This is a genomic window from Neisseria sp. Marseille-Q2251 (assembly GCF_940793045.1).
GTDB lineage: Bacteria > Pseudomonadota > Gammaproteobacteria > Burkholderiales > Neisseriaceae > Neisseria.
In genome coordinates this window covers 1-18,882 of record NZ_CALNWV010000046.1, presented here as the reverse complement: position 1 = coordinate 18,882, position 18,882 = coordinate 1, and the positions used below count along the sequence as shown (strand labels likewise).

Below are 18,882 nucleotides of genomic sequence, written 5' to 3'. Positions count from 1 at the left end.
TGCCTCGCCTTAGCTCAAAGAGAACGATTCTCTAAGGTGCTGAAGCACCAAGTGAATCGGTTCCGTACTATCTGTACTGTCTGCGGCTTCGTCGCCTTGTCCTGATTTAAAGTTAATCCACTATAAAGCCGCTGCCGGAGCATGGATTCTGTTTTCAGACGACCTTCAACGCTTCTTCCGCCTTTTGCAGGGCGGTTTGCTCGTCGGCTTCGACGATGTAGTTTACGCCCAGCGCGGGGGCGAGTTTGGACGATTGTTCGCGGAAGAACGCCAGTTGCGCCGCGTCGGGTTCGATGAGGAGCATGGCGGCGCAGCGTTCGGCGAGTTGCGGCCGGTGTGCCTTTATCCATTCGATGTAGGTTTTGCGGTCGGCAATGCGCTGTTCGTCGCTCACCTGCCGCCGCATGGGGGTGCAGACGGTGGCAAAGCGGCGGTTTTGGTTTAACAGGGTTTCGAATTCGGCCAGCCAGTCGGCGAAGTCGGCGACGTGGGTCAGGTCGGTCAGGTAGATGGTGCCTTCGGGCAGGGTTTTGGCGGGGGTGAAGTAGTGCATGGGGTTCCTTTGGGTGTTTTTGGGGAGCAGGGTAGGTTGGACATTGATGATTAGACTTCTTGTGCCGTCATTAGTTACGCAAGTCCGCTTTGCTACCTCCGCGTAGGCGGGAATCCAGAATGGAGACTCGAAGGTACTTTCTTTATCTGATAAGTTTCTGTACGGATGAGTCTGGATTCCCGCCTGTGCGGGAATGACGATAATCGGTTGTTACGGCCGTTTCAGACGACCTCCATCATTTCAGCTCCGCCTAAAACTTCCATTCCGCGCTCACTCCCACGCTTCTGGGGCGTTGGTAGAGTGCGTCTTGGCGGTCGGCGCTGGAAATGAATATGGGGCGGCGGCGGTTGAACACGTTGTCGGCGTAGAGCGAGACGCGGCCTTGTTTGAAGTTGTAGGCGGTGTAGAGGTTGACTTGGTTGTACGCGCCGATTTTGCCCGATTCGGCATTGTCGGCGGCGGAGTAGTAGCCGCCGTAGAAGCGCACGTCGCCGCCGGCTTCCCAGCCTTTGTCGTTCAGGTATTTCACGCCGATGTTGGCGGTGTATTTGGGCGCGCGGCCGAGTTTGTTGCCTTCGATGCCGCTGTCGGGATAGCTTTTGATTTTGGTGTTGAGCAGCCCCAGTCCGGTGGTGAGTTTCAGGCTGTCGGTCGCCTGCCAGTCGGCGGCGAGTTCTGCGCCGTAGGTGTGGACTTTTTTGGCGTTGCGGATGACGACGGAGTTGGTGCCGAGATAGAAGGGGAGCTGCATGTCGCGGTAGTGGTTCAGAAACAGGTTGCCGGAGAGTTGCAGGCGGCGGTCTGCGCTGCGCCAGCGGGTGTACCACTCGTAGTTGTTCACATATTCGGGTTCATAAGTGTAGGTTACGACAGGGCGGCCGAAGGTGATGCCCGCGCCGCCGGGGTTGTAGCCGCGTGCAGCTTTAATGCCGCTGACCCATTGGTCGGTGGGTTTGAAGGCGATGTCGATTTTGGGCAGGAAGACGGTCTGGCCTTTGTCTAAATCAAGGTGCAGTGCGCCGCTGCCGCCGCTTCGTTTGTGCGTTTCTTTTTCAAGGCGTGCGGCGGCCGTGATGTCCCATTTTTCGCTGGGGCTGTATGTGGTTTCGGCAAACAGGGCGCGCACGCTGTTGCGGTCGTCAAAGGTGTTGCGGCCGCCGACGCTGCGGATATCCACCCATTCGTCTTGTTTGCTGCGGAAGTAGTGCAGTCCGGCAAGGCCTTTCAGACGACCTTTGTTTGAAAAATGCAATACCGGTTCCCATTGCAGTTCGTGGCCTTTGAGTTCGGCGGGAACGCCTTGCGGGCTGACGGTCATCGGCAGGTGCAGCCGCTCGTTGTGGTAGCGGCCGTAAACCAGTTTGTTTTCCAGTTTCAGATAGTCGTTAAGCTGCCACGATACGTCCCAGATGCCCGATGTCGAGCCGGTTACGAACACGGGCTTTTCTTTTAAAAAACGGCGGCTGGCGGTGTTGCCCATGATTTCGTTTTGCGGCGCGCGCGAACGGATGTGGTTCAGCGTCAGGCGGCTGTAAAAATCGGGATGGTTTTCGGGCGTGAGCAGGAGTTTGAAGCGCACGTTAGTGTTTTCCACGCGGCGCGGGTTGCCGGTCGGCTCATAGGACACGAACGGCTCGTAGCTTTCGCGTTGCTGCCGCTCCGCGCTCAATCTGAAGGCAAGGTTGTTTTTCACAATCGGGCCGGACACTACGCCGGCGATGTTGCGCGTTTTCTGGTTGCCCAAACCCAAGCGCAGCGCGCCTTCCCATTCGTCGGTCGGGTCTTTGGAACGCATCACCACCGCGCCCGCCACCGCGTTCTGCCCGCGCACATGGCTTTGCGGCCCGCGCAAGACTTCCACCTGCTGCATGTCCCACAGCGACTGCGTGCCGAAGGCGTATTCATTGTAAGTGGCGGAGCGGCCGTCTATGGACAGGTTCAGGCGCGGCCGCGTGCCCGCGAAAAACGCCACCGCACCGACGGCGGGGCCGGAGCCGTCCACGCCGCGCACGGTCGGCAAATCGTTGCCGCTGCCCAAATCCACCGTGTTCACAGTCTGTTTGAGCAGGTCGGTCGCGGAAAGGTTGTGGCCGCTGCGGTCGATGTTCGGCGTGGTGAAAACGCGGTTGGACGTGGCGGTTTCAAAGCCGCTGCGGTTGGTGCGTTCGCCGGTTACGACGACTTCTTCCAACTGCACTTGTTCCGCGTCTTGCGCCGCATCGGCGGCATAAATCCATTCGGAGGCAAAGGCGGCGGCAAGCAGCAGCGGCAGGCGGCGGAGGGTAGGTTTCTGCATTTCCTTATCCTTTCAGACGACATACGTCGGAGCGGATTGAACATCAGACAATCCAACCGCTCCGTCAGTATGCAAATATTTGTTGTTTACACATTTACATAAAACAAACTATTAATGTAAAGTATAAGAAACAAAAAACAGGAATGCAAGTGTTTATCATTCACTTTACTTGTTCCTTTTTATAGTGAACCATCTCAAAAACAATTCCCTCTCCCAGTTCGGCGGGAGAAGGTTTGGGAGGGCAATTCCGTGACCTTTATGAATTTGGCCTGCTAAGCATTCGACAGCCCCCTGTCCGCAGGGCGGAGAGGAGGGGCAAGGAAAGAGGCCGTCTGAAACGCCGCCATATTGCCATTGCCACCGTGGGAAAATATGATGAGTATCCGACTTGCGGATAACTTTAATGAAAACCCTTTTATGAACAAAATCAAGACCTTTCTACCGTCATGACTGCCAGCAAACAACAAACCATCGCCGATACCGCCCGCCGCCTGTTCCGCGAACACGGCTTTTCCGCCGTATCCGTAGGCGGAATCTGCGCCGAGGCCGCCGTCAGCCGCGTTACCTTTTACAAGCATTACAGCGGCAAAAACGCGCTCTTGCAGGAAATCGTTACCAAACAGAAAAACCGCGTCCGTGCCGAATTTGAAAATCTGCTTGCACGGCAATGCAGCCTGCGCGAAGCCGCCGAAGCCGTTTTTGCTCTGCAACGGCGGTCGTTCGACGAGCTTTATTCCGCCGCCTTCCTGCGCGATATCGAAGAGAACACCGATTTGGAGCTGGAGCGGTTTTTCCACGAATTGAACGAAGAAAAATACGCCTTTATGCGCGGTTTCTTCCATACCCTGCAACAACGCCGCCTGATTCAGCCCGATTTGCCGGTGGAACTCATCGACCTGTTCATCCGTCAGGCGGATATATTGATGCGCCATCCGCAACTGGCCGCGCTTTATGCCGCTACGCCGCAAAAGCTGCCGCAGGACGTATTGGGGTTGTTGCTGCACGGTTTGGCGGGAGAAGAGGGAAGGAACGAGGGAGGAGATTGAGTTTGAGGGAGGGTGAAAGGGATTCGCTGCATTTCCTATAAAACGTCGTCTGAAAACGAATTGTTGATTTTCAGACGACGTTTTAATTAGGTGGCACTAGATTTGCACTAAATGCCACACGATTCTTTGTCGGTTGCTTGGGATTTGGAATAGCAGCAAGTGGATTGGGTGGGGAACTGCATGGGTTTACCCTGATGTAAGTAGATCAGACAGGGAACGGATTTAGTGAATTTGTCGGCGGAACATCTGCAGGTCCATGCCGCGGTATTGGACGGAATCGGGCTATTTACTAAAGACACAACTTGGACACAGTTGCGACATGAAAAAATACCTTGCTTACGCAAGGCATTGATTTGATTGGTGGGTCCGGTGGGGTTCGAACCCACGACCAAGGGATTATGAGTCCCCTGCTCTAACCCCTGAGCTACAGACCCGTTCAAGAGTAGGGGCGTATTGTATCATAAATTATTCCGCTTACAAGGTCGTCTGAAAAAGATAATGTGTCTGCTATTGCCGACCGGCTTTATATTGATTATTTGGGTTGCACTGCCGCAGTAGACTTGTCTTGCCTGTGGTTTGCTGCTTTGGGTGGAAAGCAGATTTCGGCGACCGATGATTTCCTGTTCAATGGACTGAGTGTAAATGTTTGGAAAAGTAAATCTAAAGTTATATTTTGATAGTTTACATTGTTTTGACCTAGCATTTTATTTTCAAAAGGATTTTGAAAATCTGATTCGGCAGACATGGTGGAATAGGGGATTGAATATTGAGAAACAAGGTAGGGTGGTTGGTTATTTTGACTGGTTTGGGGCGGGGTTTTCACTTACAATCAAACAAGGTTTACATATGGCAACACTCCGCCGCTTGATGCCAAGGTTGGTTGCAGACGTTTTTGTTTGATTTCACGGCATTGTGCGGATGTGTTTGTTTAGGCTTTTCGTCCATAAGGAAAACTAAGAAAAACAAGGAAAAACAATGCGCCGCTTACCAATTTTATCCCTCATCTTATTTCCCACCTTGTCGCACGCTGCTGATTTTGACGGCGCGTCGCTCAGTTTGTTTTGGGGTGCGCCGTTTGCGTTGATTCTTTTGTCTATCGCGTTGGGTCCGCTCTTTTTCGCGCATACCTGGCATCACCATTTCGGCAAGATTACGGCGTTTTGGACGCTGCTGTTTTTGGTTCCGTTCGCCGTTGTGTTTGGTTTTGGGGCGGGTGTACATACGGTTGCCCATGCGTTGGTTGAGGAATATATCCCGTTTATCCTGCTGCTTTTGGCTTTATACACGATTTCGGGCGGGATTTTGGTTTGGGGTAAGCTCAATGGTACGCCTGCGCTGAATACCGGGCTGCTGGCGGCGGGGACGGTGATGGCGTCTTTTATGGGGACGACCGGTGCGGCGATGCTGATGATTCGTCCGCTGCTGAAGGCAAATCATTACCGTAAGAAAAAGGTGCATATCGTTGTATTCTTTATCTTTTTGGTGGCGAATATCGGCGGCGGTCTGACGCCGTTGGGCGATCCTCCGCTGTTTTTGGGTTTCTTGAAGGGCGTGGATTTCATGTGGACGGTGAAACACATGTTGATGCCCGTATTGATCAGTACGGTGGTGCTGTTGTTGGTGTTTTATATTATCGACAGCCGCTATCACGCGCGTGAAGCCAATGTGGAACAGATTCGGCAGGAAGAGGAAGCCGATGAAGATTTGCGGATTTCCGGTAAATGGAACTTCCTGCTGTTGGCGGGCGTGGTCGGTGCGGTTTTGCTGTCCGGCTTGTGGAAGCCCGATCATCCGGGATTTGAGATTTTAGGCAGCCACTATGCGTTGCAAAATTTAGTGCGCGATGTGATTTTGCTGGCGCTGACCATTGTTTCGCTGCTGATTACACCCAAGCAGGTTAGGGCGGGTAATGAATTCAATTTCGACCCGATTGCCGAAGTGGGCAAACTATTTTTGGGTATTTTCATCACGATTTCCCCTGTCTTGGCGATTTTGAAGGCGGGCGAAGCGGGGGCGCTGGGTTCGGTGGTATCGTTGGTGCATGATGTTTCGGGCAATCCGATTAATACGATGTATTTCTGGATGAGCGGTTTGTTGTCCGCCTTTTTGGATAATGCGCCGACTTATTTGGTGTTCTTCAATATGGCGGGCGGCGATGCTCAGGCTCTGATGACGGGGCATTTGTTCCATTCGCTGCTGGCTATATCCATGGGTTCGGTGTTTATGGGTGCGCTCACTTATATCGGTAATGCGCCGAACTTTATGGTTAAGGCGATTGCAGAGCAGCGCGGTATCCCGATGCCGACTTTCTTCGGTTATATGATGTGGTCGGTGGGGGTATTGATTCCGCTGTTTATACTGCATACGCTGATTTTCTTTGTTTGGCAGTTGTTCTGATACTTGCTTGTCCTCAAAAGGTCGTCTGAAAACCTGATTCTTGTGATTCGGTTTTCAGACGACCTTTTTGTATTCTGCCGCTTGTTTCGAAAGGATTAATTTTGGGCATCAATATTGTATAGTGGATTAAATTTAAATCAGGACAAGGCGACGAAGCTGCAGACAGTACAGATAGTACGGCAAGGCGAGGCAACGCCGTACTGGTTTAAAGTTAATCCACTATAATTTTATTGGAGGGCTGATTTGCGCGGGATTCGGGGCAGGAAGCTGGAAAAAATCTTCGTAAATCTGACATAAGGCGGGCTGTTCCTGCTAAAATCAAACGTTTTACAGTTTTCATTTAATTGTTGTTTTCCGTAAGTAAGGCTTTACTTTCAGACGACCTCCCCATGCTTTGCCATTTCAAACGTTGTCTGAAAAGTTGGAACATTTTATTCTGTTTAACTCATCACAAGTAATGCAAATCTATGATTAAAATCAAAAAAGGCCTAGACCTGCCCATCGCGGGCAGACCGGAGCAAGCCGTTTACGACGGTCCGGCCATTACCGAAGTCGCGTTGCTTGGCGAAGAATATGCCGGTATGCGCCCCTCGATGAAAGTCAAGGAAGGCGATTCCGTCAAAAAAGGCCAAGTGCTGTTTGAAGACAAGAAAAATCCGGGCGTGGTGTTTACTGCGCCGGCTTCCGGCAAAATCGCTGCGATTCACCGCGGCGAAAAGCGTGTGCTTCAGTCTGTCGTGATTGCCGTTGAAGGCGATGACGAAATCGAGTTCGAACGCTACACGCCCGATGCGTTGGCAAACTTAAGCGGCGAAGAAGTGCGCCGCAATCTGATTCAATCCGGTTTGTGGACTGTGCTGCGTACCCGTCCGTTCAGCAAAATCCCTGCCGTCGATGCCGAGCCGTTCGCCATTTTCGTCAATGCGATGGACACCAATCCGCTGGCGGCAGACCCTGTGGTCGTGATCAAAGAAGCAGCCGAGGATTTCAGACGAGGTTTGCTGGTGTTGAGCCGTCTGACCGAACGTAAAATCCATGTTTGTAAAGCAGCCGGTGCGGACGTGCCGTCTGAAAACGCCGCCAACATTGAAACACACGAATTCGGCGGCCCGCATCCCGCTGGTTTGAGCGGCACGCACATTCATTTCATCGAGCCTGTCGGCGCGAATAAAACCGTGTGGACAATCAATTATCAAGACGTGATTGCCATCGGACGTTTGTTCGTAACAGGTCGTCTGAACGCCGAACGCGTGGTTGCCTTGGGTGGCCCGCAAGTCAACAAACCGCGCCTCTTGCGTACCGTTTTGGGTGCGAAGGTGTCGCAAATTACCGCCGGCGAATTGGTTGATGCGGACAACCGCGTGATTTCCGGTTCGGTATTGAACGGCGCGATTGCGCAAGGCGCGCATGATTATTTGGGACGCTACCACAATCAGATTTCCGTTATCGAAGAAGGCCGCAGCAAAGAGCTGTTCGGCTGGGTTGCGCCGCAGCCGGACAAATACTCGATTACGCGTACGACCCTCGGTCATTTCCTGAAAAACAAACTCTTCAAGTTCACGACAGCCGTCAACGGTGGCGACCGCGCCATGGTGCCGATTGGTACTTACGAGCGCGTAATGCCGCTAGACATCCTGCCTACCTTACTTTTGCGCGATTTAATCGTCGGCGATACCGACAGCGCTCAGGCTTTGGGTTGCTTGGAATTGGACGAAGAAGACCTCGCTTTGTGCAGCTTCGTCTGCCCGGGTAAATACGAATACGGCCCGCTGTTGCGCAAGGTGCTGGAAACCATTGAGAAGGAAGGCTGATTATGGGCTTGAAACATTTTCTGGAAAAAATCGAACCGCACTTCCTGCCAGGCGGCAAGCATGAAAAATGGTATGCCCTCTATGAAGCTGCGGCGACGATTTTCTACACATCCGGCGCGGTAACACGCAAAGCGGCACACGTCCGCGACGCGCTCGACTCCAAACGCATGATGATTTTGGTGTGGCTGGCTTTGTTCCCTGCCATGTTCTTCGGCATGTACAACGTCGGCGCGCAGGCATTCGGTGCCTTAACACCCGATTTGCTGCAACAAAATATCGCCAATGACTGGCATTACGCCCTTGCCAACGCTTTAGGCATCAATATGTCGTCTGAAGCCAGCCTGTTGGGCAAAATGCTGTTCGGCGCGATTTACTTCCTGCCGATTTACGCGACCGTATTTGCCGTCGGCGGTTTCTGGGAAGTCTTGTTCGCCACCGTGCGTAAACACGAAATCAACGAAGGTTTCTTCGTTACTTCGATTCTGTTTGCCTTAATCGTTCCGCCTACGCTGCCGCTTTGGCAGGCTGCCTTGGGTATTACCTTCGGCGTGGTGGTTGCGAAAGAGGTGTTCGGCGGCACGGGTAAAAACTTTATGAACCCTGCGTTAGCAGGCCGTGCCTTCTTGTTCTTCGCATATCCCGCTAATATTACCGGCGACACCGTTTGGACAGCGGTTGACGGCTATTCCGGCGCAACTGCGTTGGCGCAATGGGCGGCACACGGTTCGGAAGGTCTGAAAAATGCCGTTACCAATCAACCGATCACTTGGATGGATGCGTTTATCGGCAACTTGCCCGGTTCTATCGGCGAAGTATCCACTTTGGCACTTTTAATCGGCGGCGCGTTTATCGTGTTTGCCCGCATCGCTTCTTGGCGCATTATTGCCGGCGTGATGATCGGTATGATTGCGATGTCTTCGCTGTTTAATGTTATCGGTTCGGACACTAACCCGATGTTCAGCATGCCTTGGTACTGGCATCTGGTCGTCGGCGGCTTCGCCATCGGTATGCTGTTTATGGCGACCGACCCTGTTTCCGCTTCCTTTACCAATGTCGGCAAATGGTGGTACGGCGCTCTAATCGGCGTGATGTGCGTGTTAATCCGCGTGGTCAATCCGGCTTACCCCGAAGGCATGATGTTGGCGATTCTGTTTGCCAACCTGTTTGCCCCGATTTTCGACTATTTCGTCGCACAAGCGAACATCAAACGCAGAAAGGCGCGCAGCAATGGCTAAGAAATTCGATAAAGACAGCTTCAGCGGCACGCTGATTGTGGTGTTGGCGGTCAGCCTGATTTGCTCGGTCATCGTGGCGGGCGCGGTTGTCGGCTTGAAACCGGTGCAGGAAAAACAAAAGGTTCAGGACAAGCAAAGCTACATCCTGAGCGTTGCCGGTTTGCTCGATAAAAATACCGACATCAGCAAAACCTTTGCCGACCGCATCGAACAACGCGTGGTCGATTTGGCGACCGGCGAATATGTGAAAGACGCGCCGAAAGACTTCAGCGCGCGTGTTGCCGCCAAAGACCCTGCGCAAAGCATCCAAATCAAACCTGAAGACGATTTGGCAGGTATCAAAAGCCGCGCCAAATACACCGAAGTTTATTTGGTAAAAGGCGATGACGGCAAAGTCAGCCAAATCATCCTGCCTATGCACGGCAACGGTTTGTGGTCGGTCATGTACGGCTTCGTCGCCATCCAACCTGACGGCAACACCATTAACGGCATTACCTACTACGACCAAGGCGAAACTCCGGGCTTGGGCGGCGAAATCGGCAATCCGTTGTGGCAACAAAAATTCGTCGGCAAAAAACTCTTTGACGAACAAGGCAAACTTGCCCTGCACGTCGGCAAAGGCGCAGGTTCAGATAAAGAACACGGCGTAGATGCACTCTCCGGCGCATCGCTGACTTCCAAAGGCGTACAAGGCTCGTTCGACTACTGGTTCGGCGAAAACGGCTATATCCCCTACCTGAACAAATTGAAATCAGCAGGAGCACAATAATGGCTGATATGAAACGCTTGAAACATTTAATGTTTTCACCCTTTATCGACAATAACCCGATTGCCTTGCAGGTTTTGGGTATTTGTTCGGCGCTGGCGGTTACCACCAAACTTCAGACGGCCATCGTGATGGGTATTTCCGTCAGTTTGGTAACCGGTTTTTCCAGCTTCTTCATCTCGCTGGTGCGCAATTACATTCCAAACAGCATCCGCATTATCGTGCAGATGGCGATTGTCGCGTCGCTGGTTACGCTGGTTGACCAATTATTGCAGGCCTATGCCTACGAATTGTCCAAACAGCTCTCCGTATTCGTCGGCCTGATTATTACCAACTGTATCGTGATGGGTCGTGCCGAAGCCTTCGCCATGAAAGAGCCGCCGCTGGAAAGTTTGGTGGACGGTATCGGTAATGGCGCAGGTTACGGCATGATGCTGATTATCATCGCAACCATCCGTGAGCTTATCGGTTCAGGCAAACTCTTGGGCTACACCGTTTTCCAAACCGTGCAGGACGGTGGTTGGTATCAAACCAACGGCCTCTTCTTGCTGGCACCGAGCGCGTTCTTCATCATCGGCTTTTTGATTTGGGGTTTGCGCACATGGAAACCCGAACAGGCGGAGAAATAAGACATGGAACACTATTTAAGCCTTTTTGTGAAATCCGTCTTCATTGAAAACATGGCGCTGTCTTTCTTCTTGGGCATGTGTACTTTTCTGGCGGTATCGAAAAAAGTATCCACCGCATTCGGCTTGGGCGTTGCCGTTACCTTCGTACTCGGTCTGTCCGTCCCTGCCAACCAGCTCGTTTACTCGCTGCTCAAAGACGGCGCGATTGTTGAAGGCGTGGATTTGACCTTCCTGAAATTCATCACCTTTATCGGCGTGATTGCGGCTTTGGTGCAGATTTTGGAAATGTTCTTGGACAAATTCTTCCCCGCCCTTTATAACGCGCTGGGTATTTACCTGCCGCTGATTACCGTAAACTGCGCGATTTTCGGTGCCGTTTCGTTTATGGCGCAACGTGAATACAACTTCGGCGAATCCGTCGTGTACGGCTTCGGCGCAGGCTTGGGCTGGATGTTGGCGATTGTCGCTTTGGCGGGCATTACCGAAAAAATGAAATATTCGGACGCACCCAAAGGCCTCAAAGGACTGGGTATCACCTTCATCTCCGCCGGCCTGATGGCGATGGCGTTTATGTCGTTCTCCGGCATCCAGTTATAAGAAAGGATTCGGCATGGAAATTATTTTAGGTATCGTGATGTTCACCGTCATCGTCTTGGCTTTGGCACTGATGATTCTGTTTGCCAAATCCAAGCTGGTGAGCGAGGGCGACATCACCATCAAAGTCAATGATGAAAAAGAACTGACTATGCCCGCCGGCGGAAAACTGTTGGGCGCGCTTGCCAGCCAAGGCATCTTCGTACCCTCCGCCTGCGGTGGCGGCGGTTCGTGCGGACAATGCCGCGTTGTCGTGAAAAGCGGTGGTGGCGACATTCTGCCGACCGAGTTGTCCCACATCAGCAAACGCGAAGCACGCGAAGGCTGCCGTCTGTCTTGTCAGGTCAACGTCAAAACCGACATGGACATCGAAGTGCCGGAAGAAGTGTTCGGCGTGAAAAAATGGGAATGCACCGTCATCTCCAATGACAACAAAGCCACGTTCATTAAAGAACTCAAGCTCGCTATTCCCGAAGGCGAAGAAGTTCCCTTCCGAGCCGGCGGCTACATTCAAATCGAAGCCCCGCCGCACACCGTTGCCTACAAAGACTTCGACATTCCTAAGGAATATCACGAAGACTGGGATAAATACAATCTGTGGCAATACGTTTCCAAAGTGGACGAGCCGATTTTGCGCGCTTACTCCATGGCTTCATATCCAGAAGAAAAAGGCATCATCATGCTGAACGTGCGTATCGCGACACCGCCTCCGCGCGTACCCGATGCGCCTCCTGGACAAATGTCGTCTTACATCTGGTCGCTCAAACCCGGCGACAAAGTAACCATCTCCGGTCCGTTCGGCGAATTCTTCGCCAAAGACACCGATGCGGAAATGGTATTTATCGGCGGCGGCGCAGGTATGGCGCCGATGCGTTCCCACATTTTCGACCAGTTGAAACGTTTGAACTCCAAACGCAAAATCACTTTCTGGTACGGCGCACGTTCCAAACGCGAAATGTTCTATGTTGAAGACTTCGACCAACTCGCAGCGGAATTCCCGAACTTCACATGGCACGTCGCTTTGTCTGACCCACTGCCGGAAGACAACTGGGATGGCTACACAGGCTTCATCCACAACGTGGTTTACGAAAACCACCTGAAAAACCACGAAGCACCCGAAGACTGCGAATTCTATATGTGCGGCCCTCCGATCATGAACCAATCCGTCATCAAAATGCTCAAAGACTTGGGCGTAGAAGATGAAAACATCCTCTTGGATGACTTCGGCGGTTAATATTCGGCTTCAAATACAAAAGGAAGAAACTTCAGTTTCTTCCTTTTTTGTGGATGTGAATTGAAATAGAAGCTGGGGATTTTGTTGCCATTAAGTATTATGGGGGTGGCGGTTTCCCCATTGTGCCCACTATATATTTCAGTCTCCTGCTTCATTGCCGAATACATTGGACTTGAGAGGATGGCTCTTTTATCAAAATAGAAAAAGGTCGTCTGAAAACGGACTTGGCGGGTCTCGCCAACGTTTTCAGACGACCTTTGTTCAAACGCTCTTGCGTTTATTCAATCCTTTTAGTCGGCAACGGCCATCAGGCTGGCGTTGCCGCCGGCGGCTGTGGTGTTGACGCTGCAAGAGATTTCTTCAAATACTTGCAGGATGTCCAAGCCTTGTTCGGACGGGAGGATGCGGATGAGTGCGCCGTCGCGTTTTGCCAGCTCTTGCTTGCGGCTGCTGTCCAGCGGGCTTAGGGCGGCGACGTGGTGCACGCCTGTGCTTTCGGGTTTGCTGTTGACTTGCAACAGGCCTTCGAGGTCGGCGGTGTAGGCGGCAAGCGGGCTGTCGGGTTCGACGACGGTTACGATGCCTGCGGCGGCAAGTTCGGTCAGGGCGCAGAAGGCTTGCAGGAGGCTGCCGCCGTGTACCCAGACGCGTTTGGGCGCGCGCCAGCTCAGGGCGTTGCGTTCGCCGGTCGGGCCGACCAAGACGGATTCTGCTTGGCGCAGGGTACGGATGCGGGCGTGCCCCAATGCCGATGCCGCTGCTTTTTTCTCTTCCGCATTAAACGGCAGCTTGTGAATCAGGGCTTCAAGACGTTTGAGCGCGACTTCGTCGGCTTGTCCGATGCGGCTCAGCGGCGGGGCAACCCATTCGGGGATGCGGGTCAGTTTTTGCAGGTAGAACGAACCGCCTGCTTTCGGACCTGTGCCGGACATGCCGTGTCCGCCGAACGGTTGTACGCCGACGACGGCGCCGACGATGTTGCGGTTGACGTAAACGTTACCCGCTTCGATGCGTTCGCGGATGCGTTTGACCGTGCCTTCGATGCGGCTGTGTACGCCGCTGGTGAGCGCGTAGCCTTTGCTGTTGATTTGGTCGATGATTTGGTCAAGTTCGTCGGCACGGTAGCGGACGACGTGCAGCACTGGACCGAAGACTTCGCGGGTGAGTTCGTTCAAATTGTTGAGTTCGAACAAAATCGGCAGCACGAAAGTGGATTTCGCAGGATCAACGTCGGAGGCGGCTTTGACTTCGTGGTAAGACTTGGCAACGCCTTTCATTTTATTGATGTGCGATTGCAGGTTTTGCTGCGCTTCGGCATCGATGACGGGGCCTACGTCGGTGGTGAGCTGAATGGGTTTGCCGACGACCAATTCGTCCATTGCGCCTTTGATGATAGCGAGCATCTTGTCGGCAACATCCTCTTGGACGCAAAGGATACGCAGGGCGGAGCAGCGTTGTCCCGCGCTGTCAAAGGCGGAGTTGAGCACGTCCAAGCAAACCTGCTCGGGCAGCGCGGTGGAATCGACAATCATGGCGTTTTGACCGCCGGTTTCGGCAATCAATACGGGGCTGTCGTCGCGTTTGGCAAGGGCTTTGTTAATCAGTTGCGCCACTTCGGTCGAACCGGTGAAAATCACGCCGCCGATACGCGGATCGCCTGTCAGTGCTGCGCCGACATCGCCTGCGCCGAGCACAAGTTGCAAGGCGGAAGTCGGGATGCCTGCTTCGTGCATCAGGGAAACAGCGTAGCTGGCAATCAGGCTGGTTTGTTCGGCAGGTTTGGCGATAACGGTGTTGCCCGCCGCCAATGCGGAAACGACTTCGCCGGTAAAGATGGCGAGCGGGAAGTTCCACGGGCTGATGGCGACGATGGCGCCGACGGCTTTGGCGTCTTTGGGCAGGGTGTTTTCGGCTTCGCCTGCGTAGTAGCGGCAAAAATCGACGGCTTCGCGCACTTCGGCGACGGCGTTGTTCAGCGTTTTACCTGCTTCGCGTACGGCAAGCATCATCAGCGCGGGGGTGTGTTGTTCCAGCAAATCGGCGAAACGGCGCAAGCAATTAGCACGTTCGGCGGCAGGCGTCGCGCTCCATTCAGGGAACGCGTCAACGGCTGCACCGACGGCTTCTTGGGCAAGCGCGGCATCGGCAAAGCTGACTGTGCCGACGATGTCGTCGTGGTCGGCGGGGTTTTTAATCGGTTGCGCTTCGCCGACATCGCGGGCTTTGCCGTTGATAATGGACGCGGCGTGGAAGTCTTGCGCGGCGGCGCGGTTGAGTTTTTCTTGAAGCTGTTGCAATACGGTTTCGTTGCTGAAATCGACGCCTTGAGAGTTCAGACGACCCCTGCCGTACAAATCGCGCGGCAGCGGCAAGGCGTTGTGCAGGTGGATGCCTTGTTCGGCGATGGTGTCGAACGGGCTGCGGATCAGCGTGTCGATGCTGATGTTTTCATCGACGATTTGGTTGACGAACGACGAGTTCGCGCCGTTTTCCAACAGGCGGCGCACCAAGTAGGCGAGCAGGGTTTCGTGCGTACCGACCGGGGCGTACACGCGCACGCGGCGGCCTAAGTTTTGCGGGCCGACCACTTGGTCGTACAAGGTTTCACCCATGCCGTGCAGGCATTGGTGTTCAAAGTCTTTGCCTTTGCCCATTTGGTAAATCGCGCCCAAGGTGTAGGCGTTGTGGGTGGCGAATTGCGGGAACACGGCGTCTTGCGCGTCCAGCAGTTTGCGCGCGCAGGCGAGGTAGGAGATGTCGGTATGGACTTTGCGGGTGTAGGTCGGATAGCCGTCCAGGCCGTCCACTTGCGCCCATTTGATTTCGCTGTCCCAGTACGCGCCTTTAACGAGGCGGATCATCAGTTTTTGGTTGTTGCGGCGGGCAAGGTCAATCAGATAGTCGATCACGAAGGGGCAGCGTTTTTGGTATGCCTGAACGACAAAGCCGATGCCTTTGTAACCCGCCAAATCGGGATCAGAAACAAGTGCTTCCATCAAATCCAAAGACAGCTCCAAGCGGTTGGCTTCTTCGGCGTCGATGTTGATACCGATATCGTATTTTTTACCCAAGAGAAACAACTCTTTCAGACGAGGTAAGAGTTCGCTCATGACGCGTTTGTGTTGGGCGCGCGAGTAGCGCGGATGGATGGCGGAAAGTTTGACGGAAATGCCGTTGCCTTCATAAACGCCTTGTCCGGCGGCATCTTTGCCGATGGCGTGAATGGCTTGAACGTAGTCGTTGTAATAGCGGTCGGCATCTTCTTGGGTAAAGGCGGCTTCGCCCAACATGTCGAAGGAGAAGCGGTAGCCCATTTTTTCGCGCTCTTTGCCGTTTTGTAGCGCTTCTTCAATGGTTTGTCCGGTAACAAACTGCTTGCCCAAGAGGCGCATGGCGTAGTTCACACCTTGGCGGATTAGGGGCGCGCCGCCTTTGCTGATGAGGCGGTTCAGGGCAGAACCCATCTGCTTGTCGTTTGTTGCGGTCAGTTTGCCAGTAACCAGCAAGCCCCATGCCGCTGCGTTGACGAACAGGGACGGGCTGTTGTTCAAATGGCTTTTCCAGTTGCCTTCGGAAATTTTGTCGGCAATCAGGCGGTCGCGCGTCGCATTGTCGGGAATGCGCAGCAAAGCTTCCGCCAGACACATCAGCGCAATGCCTTCTTCGCTGGAGAGCGAAAACTCGTGCATCAGCGCATCCACCCCGCTGGCTTTGGTGCGACTGGCACGAACCTGCGTAACCAAACGGCGCGCGAGTTCGGACGCCGCCCGACGCTCCTCATCGCTCATCTGGGCGCGTTGCAGCATATCCTGAACGGCTTCGATTTCGTCGCGGCGGTAAGCATCGGTAATCGCTTGGCGCAGTGGCGTTTGTGTCGGAAAAGCAAAGTCAAACATTTTAAGGTTCTCCAAAGTTTTTATGATGATTTTCAGACGACCCCATCCCTTTTCAAGGTCGTCTGAAAAGATTTAAAGCATATAGATAATATCGTAATAAATTTATACGGGGCGAACAAGTAATTTACCTTGAAAACAGGATTTTTTGCTTTGATAAAAAGCAGATAAAGCCCAAAGGCTGAATTATCCGCATGAGCATCAATATAAAAATAAAACCTGCCTTCCCGTATAAAAATTCAGACGACCTACGGTCAACGGCAGGTCGTCTGAAAACACTTATTTCGCCTCGCGGTATTCCGCGTCCGCTTTTTCAAAACGTTCTTGGATTTCACGAGACGGCTCTTTGTCGGTCAGTGAAACCAGAACAGCGATAATCAAGCAGGCGATGAAGCCGGGGACGATTTCGTACATGGTCCAAATACCGGTTTCATTTGCTGCCAAAGCCGGTTTTTTAACCCACTCCACCCATGCCACCACAGTCAGCGCGCCGGCAATCATTCCCGACAAAGCACCGTATGCCGTAATGCGTTTCCACAATACTGACAGAATCACAATCGGACCGAACGCCGCGCCGAAACCTGCCCACGCATAAGACACCAAGCCCAAAACTTTGCTCTTAGGGTCGGACGCAATCAGAATCGAGATAATGGCAATCGCCAATACCATCAGACGACCAATCCACACCAATTCTGACTGCGGCGCATTTTTGCGCAAAAAGCCTTTGTAGAAGTCTTCCGTAATCGCGCTGGAGCAAACCAAAAGCTGGCAAGACAAAGTGGACATGACCGCCGCCAAAATCGCGCTCAAAATAATGCCTGCAATCCAAGGGTTGAACAATAAAGTAGAAAGCGCGATGAAGATACGTTCGTGGTTGCCGTGCATGGAAGCGGTTTGGTCAGGATTGGCACCAAAATACGCAATGCCGAAATAACCGACCGCTACTGCGCCTGCCAGACACAACACCATCCAAGTCATACCGATGCGGCGTGCGGACACCAGCGATTTCGCGCTCTCAGCCGCCATAAAGCGCGCCAAAATGTGCGGCTGACCGAAATAGCCTAAGCCCCATGCGGCAGTGGAAATAATGCCGATGACGGTCGTACCAGCAAGCAGGCTGTTATATTCCTTGCCTGTACTTGCGGCAACGCTTTGAATTGCGGCAGACATTTGTTCTGCACCGCCCAGACCCAGATACACCATTACCGGCGTCAAAATCAGCGCAAAAATCATCAAAGAAGCTTGCAGCGTATCCGTCCAACTGACCGCCAAGAATCCGCCCAAGAAGGTATAGGCAATGGTTGCCCCCGCACCTAGCCACATCGCCTGATTGTAAGTCATGCCTTCAAACAAGCTTTGGAACAAAGTTGCACCCGCCACAATGCCCGAAGCACAATAAATCGTGAAGAAAAACAAGATAATCAGCGCGGAAACCACTTTCATCAAGTGTCCGCCCGCGCCGAAGCGGTGGAAGAAATAATCCGGCAGCGTCAGCGCATTATTGGCATATTCAGTATGCACGCGCAGACGGCCCGCCACCAAAAGCCAGTTGAAATACGCGCCGACGACCAAACCGATGGCAATCCAAGCCTCATTCAGACCGCTCAAATAAATCGCGCCGGGCAGACCCATCAAAAGCCAGCCCGACATATCGGACGCGCCCGCCGACATCGCCGTAACAAACGGGCCCAAGCTTCGGCCGCCCAAAATATAATCATCGAAATTGCGCGTGGAGAAATACGCGGCCAGACCAATCAAGAGAACAGCAACCAGATAGATTGCAAAAGTGATATACATGGGATTCATGTACTATTCCTCATCTAAAACTTCAAAATCACGGGCTGATGAAATTGCAGGCAATCCACGCCCAAACATTTTTCTAATTAAAATACAGCGGAAATTTCTATTTTTTTGTGGCTTATTGAAAATAAATTATTTATTAATTCAAATGGATATGTAATTAAGACATATGAAATTGTAAATAATCTGTTCGAGCATACCTGAAAACAGAAGGCTTGCAAAGCTTGTGATGACCGTTGCTCGCCGGTTTTACTCAAATATTTTTCAAACCATATTAAAAACATTAGTTTACAAATTATCTTGAAAATATTGCATTTAAATAGGCTTGAAACTATCTTTCTGAAACGTTTGGAAGCAGTCGCAGATTGCATGTAGTCAGACAACAATTTGAATAGATGGGATATGGTTTGGTAGTCGGGGATGCAAGGCAAAAGGTCGTCTGAAAATTTCAGACGACCTCTTGGCAAACTGTTGGGTATGGATAAAGAGCGGAATCGCTTTTATAGTCAATTAAAATCAAAATAGGACAGTAACGCATCGTCAAATCGGGCGTAATCAGACAATACGGTTCGCAGATACCGCTTAATATTCGCCCACACCTTCTCAATCGGGTTGAGCTCAGGTGAAT

At 52.6% G+C, this 18,882-nt stretch carries 13 protein-coding genes, 1 tRNA gene and 1 pseudogene; 9 read left to right on the top strand and 6 right to left on the bottom strand.

The annotated features are described in order from the left end of the window. Nucleotides 1-154 precede the first annotated feature (154 nt). On the bottom strand, nucleotides 155-553 hold the full coding sequence (locus AAG834_RS11935) for a hypothetical protein (protein ID WP_019271667.1): 399 nt from the start codon (nucleotides 551-553) through the stop codon (nucleotides 155-157). Between the two features lie 250 nt (nucleotides 554-803). Then, nucleotides 804-2,849 (bottom strand): TonB-dependent receptor, encoded by a 2,046-nt coding sequence (locus AAG834_RS11930; protein ID WP_003768390.1) that lies wholly within the window; start codon nucleotides 2,847-2,849, stop codon nucleotides 804-806. A 446-nt stretch (nucleotides 2,850-3,295) separates the two neighbouring features. On the opposite strand from AAG834_RS11930, the gene AAG834_RS11925 reads away from it, so the two are divergent. Then, nucleotides 3,296-3,895 carry a TetR/AcrR family transcriptional regulator gene (locus AAG834_RS11925; RefSeq protein WP_342032245.1) on the top strand — a complete coding sequence of 200 codons (600 nt, stop codon included), beginning with the start codon at nucleotides 3,296-3,298 and terminating at the stop codon, nucleotides 3,893-3,895. 358 nt (nucleotides 3,896-4,253) lie between these two features. Here AAG834_RS11925 and AAG834_RS11920 read toward each other — a convergent pair. After that, a tRNA-Ile gene (locus tag AAG834_RS11920) sits at nucleotides 4,254-4,329 on the bottom strand. Between the two features lie 208 nt (nucleotides 4,330-4,537). Here AAG834_RS11920 and AAG834_RS11915 point away from each other — a divergent pair. The 8 genes from AAG834_RS11915 (at nucleotide 4,538) to nqrF (ending at nucleotide 12,561) form a co-directional block, all read left to right on the top strand. Next, the gene (locus tag AAG834_RS11915) at nucleotides 4,538-4,795 is read left to right on the top strand and encodes a coproporphyrinogen oxidase (protein ID WP_342032244.1); all 258 of its coding nucleotides are present in this window, start codon (nucleotides 4,538-4,540) and stop codon (nucleotides 4,793-4,795) included. 75 nt (nucleotides 4,796-4,870) lie between these two features. After that, the gene (locus AAG834_RS11910; RefSeq protein ID WP_342032243.1) at nucleotides 4,871-6,292 is read left to right on the top strand and encodes a sodium:proton antiporter; all 1,422 of its coding nucleotides are present in this window, start codon (nucleotides 4,871-4,873) and stop codon (nucleotides 6,290-6,292) included. A 467-nt stretch (nucleotides 6,293-6,759) separates the two neighbouring features. Continuing rightward, complete coding sequence (locus AAG834_RS11900; RefSeq protein WP_342032242.1) at nucleotides 6,760-8,103, top strand: Na(+)-translocating NADH-quinone reductase subunit A; 1,344 nt, start codon at nucleotides 6,760-6,762, stop codon at nucleotides 8,101-8,103. Nucleotides 8,104-8,105: 2 nt separating this feature from the next. After that, nucleotides 8,106-9,338 carry an NADH:ubiquinone reductase (Na(+)-transporting) subunit B gene (locus AAG834_RS11895; RefSeq protein WP_342032241.1) on the top strand — a complete coding sequence of 411 codons (1,233 nt, stop codon included), beginning with the start codon at nucleotides 8,106-8,108 and terminating at the stop codon, nucleotides 9,336-9,338. Then, on the top strand, nucleotides 9,331-10,107 hold the full coding sequence (locus tag AAG834_RS11890) for a Na(+)-translocating NADH-quinone reductase subunit C (protein ID WP_009425722.1): 777 nt from the start codon (nucleotides 9,331-9,333) through the stop codon (nucleotides 10,105-10,107). The genes AAG834_RS11895 and AAG834_RS11890 overlap by 8 nt, the downstream gene beginning before the upstream one ends. Then, nucleotides 10,107-10,733, top strand: coding sequence for an NADH:ubiquinone reductase (Na(+)-transporting) subunit D (locus AAG834_RS11885; protein ID WP_074896933.1), 627 nt, complete (start codon nucleotides 10,107-10,109; stop codon nucleotides 10,731-10,733). The genes AAG834_RS11890 and AAG834_RS11885 overlap by 1 nt, the downstream gene beginning before the upstream one ends. A 3-nt stretch (nucleotides 10,734-10,736) precedes the next feature. Continuing rightward, the gene (nqrE, locus tag AAG834_RS11880; RefSeq protein WP_003741087.1) at nucleotides 10,737-11,330 is read left to right on the top strand and encodes an NADH:ubiquinone reductase (Na(+)-transporting) subunit E; all 594 of its coding nucleotides are present in this window, start codon (nucleotides 10,737-10,739) and stop codon (nucleotides 11,328-11,330) included. 13 nt (nucleotides 11,331-11,343) lie between these two features. Beyond that, complete coding sequence (gene nqrF, locus AAG834_RS11875; protein ID WP_003741084.1) at nucleotides 11,344-12,561, top strand: NADH:ubiquinone reductase (Na(+)-transporting) subunit F; 1,218 nt, start codon at nucleotides 11,344-11,346, stop codon at nucleotides 12,559-12,561. Between the two features lie 290 nt (nucleotides 12,562-12,851). Here the strand turns inward: nqrF and putA are convergent, their stop codons facing one another. The 3 genes and pseudogenes from putA to AAG834_RS11860 form a co-directional block, all read right to left on the bottom strand. Further along, on the bottom strand, nucleotides 12,852-16,457 hold the full coding sequence (gene putA, locus AAG834_RS11870; RefSeq protein ID WP_342032240.1) for a bifunctional proline dehydrogenase/L-glutamate gamma-semialdehyde dehydrogenase PutA: 3,606 nt from the start codon (nucleotides 16,455-16,457) through the stop codon (nucleotides 12,852-12,854). 276 nt (nucleotides 16,458-16,733) lie between these two features. Next, a complete protein-coding gene (gene putP, locus AAG834_RS11865; protein WP_070514555.1) occupies nucleotides 16,734-18,260 on the bottom strand; it encodes a sodium/proline symporter PutP in 1,527 nt (508 codons plus the stop codon). A gap of 500 nt (nucleotides 18,261-18,760) precedes the next feature. Beyond that, nucleotides 18,761-18,882 (bottom strand): annotated as a pseudogene (locus AAG834_RS11860) (IS630 family transposase); the annotation flags it as partial.